This window comes from Dubosiella muris (genome assembly GCF_004793885.1).
GTDB lineage: Bacteria > Bacillota_I > Bacilli_A > Erysipelotrichales > Erysipelotrichaceae > Dubosiella > Dubosiella muris.
In genome coordinates, this window is the sequence record NZ_SRYG01000006.1 from 76,400 (window position 1) to 88,901 (window position 12,502).

General features: G+C 51.9%; 12 protein-coding genes. 6 read left to right on the plus strand and 6 right to left on the minus strand.

All coding sequences use genetic code 11. The features are described 5' to 3' along the window. Positions 1-1,350 (plus strand): MBOAT family O-acyltransferase, encoded by a 1,350-nt coding sequence (locus E5336_RS04185; RefSeq protein ID WP_135979822.1) that lies wholly within the window; start codon positions 1-3, stop codon positions 1,348-1,350. 15 nt (positions 1,351-1,365) lie between these two features. Next, positions 1,366-2,478 carry a DHHW family protein gene (locus E5336_RS04190; protein ID WP_135979823.1) on the plus strand — a complete coding sequence of 371 codons (1,113 nt, stop codon included), beginning with the start codon at positions 1,366-1,368 and terminating at the stop codon, positions 2,476-2,478. A 42-nt stretch (positions 2,479-2,520) separates the two neighbouring features. Here the strand turns inward: E5336_RS04190 and E5336_RS04195 are convergent, their stop codons facing one another. Then, the gene (locus E5336_RS04195) at positions 2,521-3,549 is read right to left on the minus strand and encodes an aldo/keto reductase (protein WP_135979824.1); all 1,029 of its coding nucleotides are present in this window, start codon (positions 3,547-3,549) and stop codon (positions 2,521-2,523) included. A gap of 81 nt (positions 3,550-3,630) precedes the next feature. Here E5336_RS04195 and E5336_RS04200 point away from each other — a divergent pair, with 81 nt between their 5' ends. Continuing rightward, the gene (locus tag E5336_RS04200) at positions 3,631-4,659 is read left to right on the plus strand and encodes an alpha-hydroxy-acid oxidizing protein (RefSeq protein WP_135979856.1); all 1,029 of its coding nucleotides are present in this window, start codon (positions 3,631-3,633) and stop codon (positions 4,657-4,659) included. Positions 4,660-4,763: 104 nt separating this feature from the next. Continuing rightward, positions 4,764-6,164 carry a 6-phospho-beta-glucosidase gene (locus E5336_RS04205; protein WP_135979825.1) on the plus strand — a complete coding sequence of 467 codons (1,401 nt, stop codon included), beginning with the start codon at positions 4,764-4,766 and terminating at the stop codon, positions 6,162-6,164. Between the two features lie 41 nt (positions 6,165-6,205). On the opposite strand, the gene E5336_RS04210 is transcribed toward E5336_RS04205, so the two are convergent. The 5 genes from E5336_RS04210 to E5336_RS04230 all read right to left on the minus strand — a co-directional run bounded on the left by E5336_RS04210 (position 6,206) and on the right by E5336_RS04230 (position 9,729). Next, positions 6,206-6,937, minus strand: coding sequence for a DUF2087 domain-containing protein (locus E5336_RS04210; protein WP_135979826.1), 732 nt, complete (start codon positions 6,935-6,937; stop codon positions 6,206-6,208). A 45-nt stretch (positions 6,938-6,982) separates the two neighbouring features. Further along, complete coding sequence (locus tag E5336_RS04215) at positions 6,983-8,179, minus strand: MFS transporter (RefSeq protein ID WP_168353546.1); 1,197 nt, start codon at positions 8,177-8,179, stop codon at positions 6,983-6,985. 4 nt (positions 8,180-8,183) lie between these two features. Beyond that, entirely contained in the window at positions 8,184-8,648 is a 465-nt protein-coding gene (locus tag E5336_RS04220) for a DUF2087 domain-containing protein (RefSeq protein WP_135979828.1), read from the minus strand. A 152-nt stretch (positions 8,649-8,800) separates the two neighbouring features. Then, positions 8,801-9,547 carry a 2,3-diphosphoglycerate-dependent phosphoglycerate mutase gene (gpmA, locus tag E5336_RS04225; protein WP_135979829.1) on the minus strand — a complete coding sequence of 249 codons (747 nt, stop codon included), beginning with the start codon at positions 9,545-9,547 and terminating at the stop codon, positions 8,801-8,803. After that, on the minus strand, positions 9,544-9,729 hold the full coding sequence (locus tag E5336_RS04230) for a hypothetical protein (RefSeq protein WP_135979830.1): 186 nt from the start codon (positions 9,727-9,729) through the stop codon (positions 9,544-9,546). Before E5336_RS04230 ends, gpmA begins: the two co-directional genes overlap by 4 nt. 243 nt (positions 9,730-9,972) lie before the next feature. Between E5336_RS04230 and E5336_RS04235 the strand changes: the two genes are divergently transcribed. Together E5336_RS04235 and E5336_RS04240 are read left to right on the plus strand one after the other, a co-directional pair. After that, the gene (locus E5336_RS04235) at positions 9,973-10,455 is read left to right on the plus strand and encodes a helix-turn-helix domain-containing protein (protein WP_135979831.1); all 483 of its coding nucleotides are present in this window, start codon (positions 9,973-9,975) and stop codon (positions 10,453-10,455) included. A gap of 1,040 nt (positions 10,456-11,495) precedes the next feature. Further along, positions 11,496-12,494: a hypothetical protein gene (locus tag E5336_RS04240; protein ID WP_168353547.1), complete on the plus strand. Its 999-nt coding sequence runs from the start codon at positions 11,496-11,498 to the stop codon at positions 12,492-12,494. Positions 12,495-12,502 lie beyond the last annotated feature (8 nt).

The following is a 12,502-nucleotide window of genomic DNA, read 5'->3' on the forward strand; positions in this document are numbered from 1 at the left end:
ATGGTCTTTAACAACGTTCTCTTTTTATTTGGCTTCCTGCCTGTCACCTGGCTGCTCGTCCAGCGCCTTAAAAATCCAAAAGCCAAAAATATCGCGCTTCTGGCTGCCTCGCTGCTTTTTTACGCGTTCGGCTCCTGGAAAGATCTTGGCGTTTTGCTCATAATGGGAACCTGGACGTATGTATCCGCCCTGGAAATGGAAGCGGACCCGCAAAACCGCAAACCGGTATTCATCGCTTCCGTCGCGGTCGAAATCGCCGTGCTTTGCTTTTACAAGTACATCCCGTATTGGTTTTCCGATTTGAAAATCGGATTCCCGATCGGCATCTCGTTTTACACGTTTTCCGCGATCTCGTACCTCGCGGACATCTACATGAAAAAAGCGCCCCTGCAAACCGATCCGGTCGCGTTCGGGTTGTATCTCGCTTTTTTCGGAAAAGTCAACATGGGACCTATCAGCGAGTACCATCAGATGGAAAACCAGCTGTCACGCCGCGTATGCACGCACAAAAAAACCGGGGAAGGACTGCTCCTGTTTACCCGCGGACTCGTCAAAAAAGTCGTGTTCGCCGACCAGCTCGCCGTGGCCTACACGCTGCTGCGCGCAGACGATTCGTGGCTTGGCGCCTGGCTGCTCACGCTCGTTTACACGTTCCAGCTCTACTTTGACTTTTCCGGCTACTCGGACATGGCCATCGGTCTAGGAAAAATGTTTGGATTCGACATCCCGATCAACTTCGACCATCCTTACATCGCCAAAAGCGTCAAGGATTTCTGGCGCCGCTGGCACATCGCCTTGTCGACGTGGTTTCGCGACTACGTGTACATTCCTCTTGGCGGAAGCCGCGCCGGGAAACGGAACTACATCCGCAATATCCTGATCGTCTGGCTCCTTACCGGAATTTGGCACGGCCCCAGCCTAACCTACGTCGTTTGGGGATTGTATTATGGCGGTCTGCTGCTGCTCGAGCATTTCGCGCTCCAGAAGCCTTTTGAAAAGCTGCCCGACTGGCTGCGCGTCCTCGTGATCTTTCTTGTCGCCAACATTGGATGGGTGTTCTTTTCCAGTCCAAATCTTGGCGCCGCTTTCGGACAGCTGGGCCGGCTTGTCGGCATCGGTATCGGCGCAAGCGCCTCTCAAACCGCGCTCTTCGCGCTGTCGAACTATGGCCTGCTGCTGCTCGCCTCCTTCGCGTTCAGCACCCGGCTTTTTGAGCGTGTGGAAGCGGAAACGATCACAAAGCGGTATGGCGAAACGACATGGCTCGCCCTGTATTTGTTTGCCTTTGCCGTCTGTGTCGTTTTCATCATTGGATCGACATCCAATTCGTTTTTGTATTTCGCGTTTTAAGGAAAGGAGTCTACAATGAAATCAACGCCATTCAAAGCCGCTCTTGGCAAGCGCTACGTCATGATCGTGCTGCCGCTCCTTTGCCTGGGCCTGCTCGTCAACGTGTTTTGGCCGGACCGGGAAACCAGCGCGCTCGAAAACCGCCCGCTCGCCAAATTTCCAGCGTGGACACCGAGCTTTCTTGACGATCTGGATTTGTATTTTTCCGACCAGTTCGTTGGCCGGGATTTGGCAATCAACGCCAACTACCTCCTCAAGAAGCTGGAAGGCGTTCGGGAAATCGACAACGTCTATTTAGGCAAAGGGACACTGATCCAGGAAAGCATGCCGTACGACGCGTCGATCGTCGACAGAAACATGGACGCTCTCAGCGCATTTCGGCAGACGTATCCGCTCAACACGATGCTCATGGTCGTGCCAACTGCCGCGAGCGTAGAAAAAGACAAGCTGCCTCCTTTTGTCGACACGCCAGCCGAGGCGCTGGATGATATTTTCGCCAAAAGCGGGGAAGGAATCACCAACATCGACGTTCGCCCGATCTTCAACGACCATAAACAAGAGCGCCTCTACTACAAGACCGACCATCACTGGACAAGCCTTGGTGCCTCGCTGGCTTTTGAAGCCTTGGCCCAAAGTCAAGGCTGGACACCGGCCAAAGCGACCGTCTACCCGCTGACGAAAGATTTTCAAGGCACGCTGGCTTCCAAAACCGGCAGTCCGTTTTTAAAAGACGACATCGACTTGTATGTGCCCGAAAACATTCCCGAATACGTCGTGACGTATGGCGGGGACCACAAAAGCCGGACGATGTACGACGCGGATGCCATGGACGCCAAAAACAAATACGAAGTGTTTCTCGGTCCCAACCAGGGCATGGTGAAAATCGAATGCGACAACGACAGCGACCGCCGGCTCGTGCTTTTCAAAGACTCGTACGCCAACTCGCTGCTTCAGTTTCTCATTCCGCAATATCGAACCATCACGATCATCGACCCGCGCTATTACTACGACGACATCGACCGGGTCATGAAATCGGACTTGATTACCGATGTGCTCGTGGTGTACAACTACAGCAACTTTGTTTCCGACGCGACTCTGGCCGACGTGCTTTCCAGCGCGAACGGATAAACGAAAAAACGACCGCATGGATGGACACGCGGCCGTTTTTTTTTAAACTTGCACTTCGCCGGCGAGAATCGCCTCGTAGTCTTTCAGGTTTTCCTCCAGCAAGCGCGGAGTGTCGAGCTCGTACGGGCATTTGGACGCGCACTGGTTGCAGTGGAGGCAGTTTTTGATTTTCGCCATCTCCTGCTGCCAGTGGCTGTCGAGCCAGCTTTCGCTTGGCGCGCGCCGGACCATAAGCGACATGCGGGCGCACTGGTTGATCTCGATCCCCACCGGACACGGCATGCAGTACCCGCATCCGCGGCAAAAGCTGCCCGCCATTTCCGCTCTTTCTTTGGCGATAAAGGCGGCGGTTTGCCCGGTCATGATTGGCGTGTCGTCCATGAACGCCAGCCACTCTTGTAGCTCGCTTTCTTTTTGGACGCCCCAAATCGGAACGACATTGTCGAACTGCTGCATGAACGCCATCGCCGGAACGGACTGGTTGATGAGTCCGCCGGCCAGTCCTTTCATGGCGATAAAGCCCATTTCCCGATCCCGGCACGCCGCGATGAGCGCCTGCTCTTTTTCGGAAGACAAGTAGCTCATTGGAAACTGGAGCGTTTCATACAAGCCGGATTCGATGGCTTCCTGCGCGACGCCCAGCTTATGCGCCGTGATGCCAATGTGGCGGATCTTGCCAAGCCGTTTGGCTTCCAGCATCGCCTCGTACATGCCGCTGCCATCGCCAGGCTTGTACATTTGACTGGCGCAATGAAACTGGTAAATGTCGATATAATCGGTCTGCAGCAGCCGCAAAGATGTTTCAAGCTGATCCCAAAACTCGTCCGGGGTCTTCGCCATCGTCTTGGTCGCCAGCACATAGGTCGAGCGATCCAAATCCGCGAACGCGGCGCCGATTTTTTCCTCGCTGTCCGAATACGCCCGGGCTGTATCGAAAAAGCGCATCCCGCCCGCGTACGCCTGCCGAAGCAGCCGGACGGCCGCCTCTTTCGAGATTCTCTGGATCGGCAAGGCGCCAAAGCCGTTTTGAACGACGGTGATGCCCGTCGTTCCTAAAGTCACATCTTTCATATCTCTCTCCTTTTTCTTAACGATAACACAAAAAGAAAGAATGGGAAATTGTGTTATAATCATTCCGACGAGGTGAAGACGATGAATATGCAGGAAGTATTGGAACAAAGCCGTGGCCGCATGGGAACCTGGTGCAAATCATGCCCCGTATGCAACGGACGGGCGTGCACAAACCACATTCCAGGTCCCGGCGCCAAAGGCACGGGAACGGTCGCGATCCGCAACTATGAAGGCTGGCAGGACGTGTTCGTGAACGTGGACACCATCCAGGATACGAACGCGGTGTCCACGACGTTCGAGCTGTTTGGAAAAACGTTCAAATATCCGATTTTTGCCGGACCGGTTGGCGCGGTTGACATGCACTACAGCGATTTGTATACCGACGCCACATACAACGACGCGCTTGTGGAAGGCGCGCGAAAGGCGGGCATCGCGGCGTTCACAGGCGATGGAATGGACGACCGGATCATGGAGGCGGCGACAGCCACCATTCAAGCGCAGGACGGAATCGGTGTGCCAACGATCAAGCCGTGGCCGCTGGACATTGTGAAAGCGAAGATGGAGCTGGCCAAACAGAGCGGGGCGTTCGCCGTCGCCATGGATGTGGACGCGGCCGGCCTGCCGTTTTTAAAGGCCTTCAATCCGCCGGCGGGCCGCAAGGGCGTCGAGGAGCTGAAAGCCATCCGCGCCATGTGTCCGGTGCCTTTCATTATCAAGGGCATCATGAGCGTGGAAGGCGCGCGAAAAGCGCTTGAAGCCGGAGCGGACGCGATCGTCGTGTCCAATCATGGCGGCCGGGTGCAGGATGGAACGCCTTCGACGGCCAGCGTGCTGCCGAAGATCGCGCAAGCCGTGCAAGGAAAAATGAAAATTTTTGTCGATGGCGGCATCCGTACGGGTGTGGACGTGTTCAAGGCGCTTGCGTTAGGGGCCGACGGCGTCCTCGTTGCCAGACCGTTTGTGAACGCGGTGTATGGCGCGGGCGCCCAAGGCGCGCAAACGCTTGTGGAAAAACTGGGAAGCGAGCTGGCAGACACGATGCAAATGTGCGGCGCCACCGATCTTGCGTCGATCCAGGCTTCCATGGTCGAAACGCCGGCTGCAAAATAAACCCCAAAACAAAAGGAAAAGAAGAAACGCCGTTTCAAAGTGAAGCGCTTTCATCTTTTCTTTTTTTTGTTTGCTATAATGGAACCAAAGAGGAGGATTTGACAATGAGTGAAAAACAAGGGGTGAAAATCGTAACGATTGGCGGCGGCAGCAGCTACACGCCAGAGCTGATGGAGGGCTTTATCAATCGGTACGACGAGCTTCCGATCCGCGAAATCTGGCTGGTTGACATCGAGGACGGAAAAGAAAAGCTGGAAATCGTCGGAACGATGGCGCAAAGAATGTGGGACGCTTCGGGCCATGACGTGAAAGTGCATTTGACGCTGGACCGCCGCGAGGCGCTCAAGGACGCGGACTTCGTGACGACGCAGTTTCGGGTCGGGTTGCTGAACGCGCGCATCAAGGACGAACGCATTCCGTTTTCGTACGGCATGCTTGGCCAGGAGACGAACGGCGCGGGCGGCATCTTCAAGGCGTTCCGCACGATTCCGGTCATTTTGAACATCGTGGAGGACATGAAAGAGCTTTGCCCGAACGCGTGGCTCATCAACTTCACCAACCCGAGCGGCATGGTGACGGAGGCCGTTATGAAATACGGTCAGTGGGATAAAGTCATTGGTTTGTGCAACGTGCCGGTTGGCGCGATGCTGAAAGAGCCGGCCACGATTGGCAAGGAGCTGGACGATTTAACGTACAAATTCGCCGGCCTCAACCACTTCCACTGGCACCGGGTGTGGGATGAAAACGGCGACGAGGTGACGCAGGACATTATCGAAGCGATGTACAAGGACGATGTCGATGCGGGCATTCCGGCCAACATTCACGACATGCCGTTTTTCAAGGAACAGCTCGTTGAAATGGGCATGATCCCTTGCGGATACCATCGCTACTACTACCGGCAGGAGGAAATGCTGGCGCATGGCATCGAGGAATACAACACGATCGGAACGCGCGGACAGCAGGTGAAGAAAACCGAGGAAGAGCTGTTCGAACTGTACAAAGATCCAAATTTGAACTATAAGCCGGAGCAGCTGACAAAGCGTGGCGGCGCGCATTATTCGGATGCCGCGTGCGAGACGATCGCGAGCATTTACGCCAACAAAAACAGCCACATTGTCGTGACGACGAAAAACAACGGCGCCGTGCCGGATCTGCCGGCGGACTGCGCGGTGGAAGTGTCGGCCATGATTGGCAAAACGGGCGCGAAAGCCATCGCGTTTGGACCACTCAAACCAGCGGAAAAAGGTTGGCTGCAAGTCATGAAAAACATGGAGCACTGCGTGCAGGAAGCGGCGGTGACCGGCGACTACGGCAAGGCGTTGCAGGCGTTCATCCTCAATCCGCAGATCCCAAGCGGACAAAGCGCGAAAAACGTGCTCGACGAGTTGCTGATCGCCCATAAAAAATATCTCCCGCAGTTCGCGGATAAAATCGCCGAGCTGGAAGCGGCGGGTGTGACCGTCAAAGATCCAGTCGTGCAGGATTTGATCGCCCAGGGACTGTAATGAGAACACAAAAGGAAGTGAAAACCAGGTCACTTCCTTTTTTAAATGAGTTTTGTGTAGGTTTGCCCGGAAAAATCCCGGGAGAAAAATCCATATTCGATCAAGCAGCGCCGCAGGGAGGCGAAATCTTCATAAACCGGCTGCAAAATATCGTTTAATTGTTTTTCGGTATAGTTTTTTTGCGTGAGCGTTTCGCAAAGAATGCGCAAGACGATGATCTTGTATTTTTCCTTTCTGGGAATCGACTTGAGTTTTAACGGATCCAAACTCAGAAAAAAGTCCTGCTTTACTTTTTCCTCGTCCTCCTTTGTGGCGATGTAGCGCTCATCCACTTGTCTGGCGGTGGAGTGGATGGCAAGAAAGTTGGAATCGGGCTTTTGCCGCAAGTTTTCCATGACCGCCAAATAGATCTTGCATTGTTTTTCTTTTTCTTTTAACGTGAACCGCTGATAGCGGACGGTGGATTCCTTGATGCCTAAACGCTGGGCGATGTCCTGGTCCGCGTATCCTTCATGGAGCAGGCGGATAAGCTCGACCTGGTGGGCGGAAAGTCCGGAATCCTTTTTTGGCAAATCCAAAAGCATGTCCAGATTGGAACGGTGCGCCACTTGAAGGTGCAGCTTCATCATGCCAAGCGCGGTGTAAAACTTGTTTTCGTATGGGTAGATTTCATCTTTGCTGGTGGAAAACTCGCAGTAAATGCATTGATAGCCGGTTTTTGTTTCCACATAGCCATGTTTGATTTCAGAATATGTTAATGTCGAAAAGTCCATTGTGTTCACCTCTATAAAAAGTTTAAAAAGAAATAGGGTGTTTGTCTAGAAAAGCGTGTTGTTTTTCCACCTTGATTTCCGAAACAAAAAGCGAAGAACGAGTACGAGGAGCAGACCGTTGCTGGCATACGCCATACTGCTTCCGATTTGATTGCACAACGTCCCGGCGTAAAGCGTTCCGCATGGAGACATGAGGTTCGCGCTCAATGTCAACAAAGAAAAAAAGCGGGTTTGCTGGTGCGCGGGAACTTGTTTTTGAAAATAGGCCATCAAAGGGATGTTGACTTTGGTGGAAAAGTAGCCGGACAATCCGCACAGCATCAAATAAAGCCAGTAAAAAAGACCGGGTGTGGCGTGCAGTCCGTACGCCAGGACGCCGCTTACGATCATCAGCGCGCCTTGCATATAGAAAAACACGGTAATCTTCTCACGTTTTGGATGCAAACTGATGGCGAGGCTCGAAAGGATCGCGCCAAGACAAACTGCGGTGCTCGTTAGACCATAAAGAACGTCGGAAAAATGATAGTCGATCTTTAAGATACCGGGCGCGAAAACATTCGCGGTGGGCATGACTAAAAAATTTAAAAGCATAAAAGCGATAAACAAGGTTTTTAATTCCTGATTTTTTGTAATATACCGCAATCCGTCGGATAGAGATAGTCTCGTTCTTTTTGCCGAAATGGTTTCCGGGTAAGAAATTTTTGTTAAAAACAAAAAAGAAATCAAAAACGAAAAGGCATTCAATAAAATGACGATATTCAATCCGAATCCGGCATAAATGAATGTTCCGAAAACCGGCGCGAGCACGGAAGTCAAATTGTCGACGGTGCTTTTCCATCCGTTGGCTTTTTCAATCGTTTCCACCGCAAAAATTCTTGCGAAAATACTATTTGAAGCGACATTAAAACACGAGGAATTGATTTTTTCCAGAGCCGAAAATAGGATAAACAGCCAGATTTGGTGTTTGGCGAACAGCATATAACCGATAAGAAACAAGAAAAGAACCGCGGAAAGGACATTGGACTCCAATAAAACATGTTTCAAATTTTTATTTTCCAGAAAGATCCCCAGAAGCGGAAGAAACAAAAGGGATGGGATCTGGATCAATGTGTAAAAAATACTGGTCGAGAAAATGGTTTGAAACTGCTCAATAAGAAAAAGCGGGACGCAAATGGAGTAGATTCCGGTTCCGAGTAAATTCACGAAACGGGCCGCGGTGTAGTATTTTAGATTTCGTTCCATCGTCTTAGTTGTTGGAATCGGAAATCCAGAGCGAGCCGTCTTTCCATACAAGCAAGGAATGGGAGATACAGTATTGTAAAAGTGGACTGAAAAAATCAGGGCATTGTTCAAGGTCCGCAATTTTCCGGGCGTTTTGTCCATTGAAAAAACGGTCGAAGTAGCTGGCAAGTTCTTGAGAAGTGGGCTTTTTTCGGCTTATCGTTTGATCGGGATTGATCCAGTAAAGGTGGCCGGATGGATCCCGCAACAAAAATTTTTCATCCACAAGCGCGCGTCGAAGAGCGGGAAAGTCCTCGTAAGTGGATCGTAGCGTCTGATTGACCGTATGTTCCGGGTAAAAGGTGTTTTTTTCGAACAACGAGCAGATCACTGCCAGAATTTCAAGGCGTTCCTTCCGCTTTTTGGGGATCTGAAGCAGTTTTTTTGGATCTTTCTTTGAAAAGTATTTTTCGATTATTGTGGGTTTCATGCCATCGCCTCCTTGGGGTCATTATAGGCGCTTGGATGGAATAAATCAAACAAAACTATAATTTGTTTTCTAATTTTTAAATATTTAAATGAATTTATTTTTAAAATCAAAAAATAAAAATCGAATCCAAACGAATGGATTCGACTTTTTAATTATTTTACTTTCCCCTGGTTGGCGACCGCGGCCATCTTCTCGTTCAGTTCCTCTTGGCTGGCCAAATAGAAATAGCGGACGAGGCGCATGTCGTCGTCAAACTCGAACACAAGCGGGATACCGGTTGGGATGTTGACGCCCATGATCGCGTCGTCGTCAATATGGGCGAGAAACTTCAACAGGGCGCGCAGCGAGTTGCCGTGCGCGACGACGAGGACGTTTTCGCCGCCTTCGATGTGCGGCTTGATCGTTTGCTCGTAAAACGGTACGACGCGTTCGATTGTCGTTTTTAAGCTTTCACCAAGCGGCAGTTCGTCGGCCGGCACGGTTTTGTACATCGCCTCGTTGCGCGGTGCGTGCGGATCGTCCTCTTTCATCAATGGGGGCAGGACGTCGAAGGAACGACGCCATATGAGAACTTGTTTTTCGCCGTACTTGGCGGCCGTGTCCGCCTTGTTCAAGCCTTGCAGCGCGCCATAGTGGCGCTCGTTGAGCTTCCAGCTTTTGACGACGGGCAAATACACCTGGTTAAGTCCGTCCAGCACGTGGTCAAGCGTGTGGATCGCCCGTTTGAGCACGGACGTGTAGGCGATATCGAACGTGTAGCCTTGGCTTTTCAGGGTCCGGCCGGCTTGCTTCGCTTCCTCGTGGCCTTTGGCGGACAGGTCGACGTCGCTCCAGCCGGTGAAGCGGTTTTCTTTGTTCCACTCGCTTTCGCCGTGACGGACGCATACAAGCCGCTTCATAAATTTTTATCCTCTTTTTGTTTCGCTTTATCGTACATGTCTTTCAACTGGACGAAGCCGATGCCCAGGACGACAAGAATTGCCAGGTTTGTCCAGGAAGGATTCGTGACCATTTGGAAGGCGAAAGCGATGAACAAGATCGCTTCGATGACAGCGATCAAATAGATTTGGTTTTTTTGCATGGGAGTTCTCCTTTCGTTTTCCTGCTTTCATTGTAAACAACATCGCAAAAAACGCATACTTGAATGCTTCGCGCGGCCTCATCGAAAGTTTGCGATATTTCTTGCGACAACTTGTTCCGCCGCTTGTTTTTCGCTATGATACAAGTGTACTGTACTTGGGTACGACGAAACGGCAGCAATGCCTTAACCGGCAGGAAACCGATGTGGGGAAGGTTTCCTGCTTTTTTATGAAAGGAGAACGGGGTGCACGAATTTTCAGAAATGTATGGACGCCTGACAGCCGGGCGGACCATTCGCGTGTACGAGATGGCGGACTATTGCCAAATCGCGCCGCAAAGCTTATATCAAATTCTCAACGGCAAACGCAAGCCGACTTCCGTGGAACTTGTCCAACGCATCGCCGACTACATCCAGGTCGATCCGATTGGCCGCGAACAGCTGCTGGACGCCTATTTTATGACGCTTTGGGGCAAGGATGTGTACGATCGCCGCAAGGAAGTGACGAACTTTTTAAACGCGGTTCACGAAAACAAAAGCGCCTTGCCTTGCGCTTGCGACGAAACGAGGTGTTCGCGCAGCTGCCGCCCACCTCCAAAGTCGCCCGGGGCTCCATGGCCATCGCCCAGACGTTGTTCGACATGTTTTTCGACAGCGAAAAAGATCCGATCCGGCTGTTCATGCCCGCCTCGTTTTCCATGCTGCCGCATTTGGTTGGTTCCTACATGAAAGAAAACCGGACACTGCGCATCGAGCACATTCTCGAGCTCTCCTCCAAAGACATCCTTTTCGCGCTGCAAAACATTTTGCCCATGTACTCGTCGTTCGCCCGCTATGACGCGTATTACTACTACGATCAGCGGTGCGCGTCCACCGATCCGTTTCCGTACTACGCCGTTTCGGACCACGCCCTGATCCAAATCGACGCCGGTTTCAAAACCGCCCTGTTTCACAACCAGGAGGAAATCGTGAAGACGTTCGCCGACCATTTCAACTACCAGCTGAAAATCGTCCATCCGTTCATGGTTTCGGTTTCCAACGTGCAAAACCAGCTCGATTATTTTTATTCGATTGTCGCCAACGCCGGCAAACAGGCGATGGTGTTCCACTTGGCGATGTCGCTCTTTCCGCTGCTGACCCAAAATGAATGGGAAATCGTGCTGCCGGAGCGGGAAGAAGGCGAAGCGCAGGCGCGCATCGAATCCATACAAACCCGGTTGCGCGCGGCCCAGACGATGTTCATCTTCGCGCTGCCGGCCGTGACCGGATTTCTGGAACGCGAGGACATTTCGCTTTTGACGCAAACCGCGCCGCTCACGTTTTCCCAGCGCCTCGACATTGTGAAGCGGATGATCGAGCGGTACCGCAAAGACGGCTACCGCATGCTCAAAGATCCGATTTCGACGTTTCGCCGCGAATTGCAGTGGTTTCTCGGGGACTCGAATGGCTTTTTGCAAATCATCGACGCCCAGGAGCGCCCCATTTACTTGAACGTTGAAAACCCGTACTTGCTGTTTTTGTTCCGCGACTATTTCGAAAACATACCGGACCGCTTGTTTTACGACGACGAGGAAGCGCTCGACATTTTGCGTGGCCTCGTCGAGAAAGCCGAAAACGGAAAATTCCATCCTGCCTTGTCACAGGAATGGAAAAAGTGAAAAAAGCGTTGAGTTTTTCTTTGGATTTGTGTACAAAAAAGAAAAGGGAAAGCGGACAGAAGAAAGATGGAAAAAAAGAAACATTGGGGAAGCAAAATCATATTTCCACCGATGCGGTGGGTTTTGACCTGCGCGCTGATCACGATCGTGCTCATGCCGCTGGCCAATCGCTTTCGAACGCTTATGACGTTCGCCTGGGGATTTTTTATGTATTCCTTGACGATTTTCGCGTGCGCGACCCCGAAAATGATTCGAGGCGTGTTCGTGTTTCTCAATCGCCACAAGTACACGTCGATGTTCGTCAACGACGTCAATGTCCGGATTTTCGTTTCTTTGTATTTCAACATGATCATCACGACCGCCTACGCGTGCTTCGATTTGTTCACCGGGCTGGTGGATCATTCCGAATGGCTGGTGGCGATCTCGTTTTACTATCTCGTGCTGACGGTGATTCGCTTTTATTTACTTAGCTACGTCAACCGCCACCACGGCCGGCAGAAGATCGCGGGCAGAAAGTTTCTCGAAGATTTGAAACGTTATAAATTCACCGGCATCATGCTGCTTGTCCTGCTCGTGCCGTATTGCTGGATCGCGTTCATGATGCTCGAGAAAAACCAGTCGTACTCGTACCGAGGACTCATGCTGTACGTGATGGCCGGCTTTACGATCTACCAGTGGGTCATGGTCGTGTTCGGCCACATCGTTTACCGGAAAATCGACGCGCCGATTTTGACAAGCACCCGGGCGCTGAATTTCGCCTGCTCGATCGTGTCCCTGCTTTCGTTTGAAACCGCGTGGTTTTCGGGCTATGGCGAAACGCGCCAGATCTTGGTCGCGCTGTCCGGAACGGCGGGCGGCATCGCCGTGTTTGGCGTGGCGTTTGGCATGATTTCCAGAGCCCATTCGATTCTTTCGCTCAACTTCGTGCCGGGCGGCAAGGACAGGCTCAAGTTCTGGGACGCCCTCCAGCAAAAGAAGGCCGACTACGCGCAGGAAAAGGAAAAGTACAACGCGTACATCGAAAAGCACTGGAACACCGACGAAATCGACAACTACCGCTGGATCCGAAAAACAGATCCCGAATCAAAAAACGAGCCGGCATCGCGCTAGATGCCGGC

Excerpts from the sequence above, each read along its gene's own strand:
- E5336_RS04220 (WP_135979828.1), bottom strand. The coding sequence starts at position 8,648 with ATGAAACCCACAATAATCGAAAAATACTTTTCAAAGAAAGATCCAAAA.
- E5336_RS04240 (WP_168353547.1), top strand. The coding sequence starts at position 11,496 with ATGCGGTGGGTTTTGACCTGCGCGCTGATCACGATCGTGCTCATGCCG.
- E5336_RS04195 (WP_135979824.1), bottom strand. The coding sequence starts at position 3,549 with ATGAAAGATGTGACTTTAGGAACGACGGGCATCACCGTCGTTCAAAAC.
- E5336_RS04185 (WP_135979822.1), top strand. The coding sequence starts at position 1 with ATGGTCTTTAACAACGTTCTCTTTTTATTTGGCTTCCTGCCTGTCACC.
- E5336_RS04205 (WP_135979825.1), top strand. The coding sequence starts at position 4,764 with ATGAGTGAAAAACAAGGGGTGAAAATCGTAACGATTGGCGGCGGCAGC.
- E5336_RS04210 (WP_135979826.1), bottom strand. The coding sequence starts at position 6,937 with ATGGACTTTTCGACATTAACATATTCTGAAATCAAACATGGCTATGTG.
- E5336_RS04190 (WP_135979823.1), top strand. The coding sequence starts at position 1,366 with ATGAAATCAACGCCATTCAAAGCCGCTCTTGGCAAGCGCTACGTCATG.
- E5336_RS04215 (WP_168353546.1), bottom strand. The coding sequence starts at position 8,179 with ATGGAACGAAATCTAAAATACTACACCGCGGCCCGTTTCGTGAATTTA.
- gpmA (WP_135979829.1), bottom strand. The coding sequence starts at position 9,547 with ATGAAGCGGCTTGTATGCGTCCGTCACGGCGAAAGCGAGTGGAACAAA.
- E5336_RS04230 (WP_135979830.1), bottom strand. The coding sequence starts at position 9,729 with ATGCAAAAAAACCAAATCTATTTGATCGCTGTCATCGAAGCGATCTTG.
- E5336_RS04200 (WP_135979856.1), top strand. The coding sequence starts at position 3,631 with ATGAATATGCAGGAAGTATTGGAACAAAGCCGTGGCCGCATGGGAACC.